Origin of the sequence: Neoluteolibacter marinus (genome assembly GCF_014904755.1) — a bacterium.
In the GTDB taxonomy this organism is placed as follows: domain Bacteria; phylum Verrucomicrobiota; class Verrucomicrobiia; order Verrucomicrobiales; family Akkermansiaceae; genus Haloferula; species Haloferula marina.
This window is the reverse complement of record NZ_JACZFQ010000352.1, coordinates 1-502: the sequence shown is the minus strand read 5'-3', so window position 1 is coordinate 502 and position 502 is coordinate 1. Positions and strand designations below refer to the sequence as shown.

The following is a 502-nucleotide window of genomic DNA, read 5'->3' as shown; positions in this document are numbered from 1 at the left end:
CCGCTGGTTCTACGAGCGTGCTCGAGGTGAGTACGACACCCTTCGCGGAAACACCTCAGGTGCCCGCCAGAGGGACTTCGACCTGCAGAACCCGAAGTCACAGCGGATCTCAAAGACCGACTGGGCCAAGTACCTGAACGCTTGGGATCAGAAGCCCCACATCGTGAGCAAGGGCGCTCAGACGAACTTCGTCGAGTTCGCGAACGCCGTCAACGACGCATGGGAGAAGAACCGGAACCAGTTCGGCGAATCCTATTTTCGCGAATCAGTAGGGAAGGCCATCCTGTTCAACTCGATTCGCGCGCATGTGCGAACCTCCCCTTGGTACTTGGGCGGATACCTCGCGAACATCACGGCCTACACGATGGCGAAGGTCTCGAAGGAGATCGAACAGCAGTTCCCCGGGTACGAGTTCGACTTCGAACTCGTTTGGCGGGATCAGCAGATCCACGACTCAGCTCGTCCCGTCATCGACTCGGTCGGTCAAACCGTCCAGTCCGTG

1 protein-coding gene is annotated in these 502 nt (G+C 58.8%); it reads left to right on the top strand.

The genetic code is table 11. The features are described 5' to 3' along the window. Positions 1–502 (top strand): AIPR family protein (locus IG178_RS25225; RefSeq protein WP_193215299.1); only part of this gene is annotated, 502 nt, incomplete at both ends.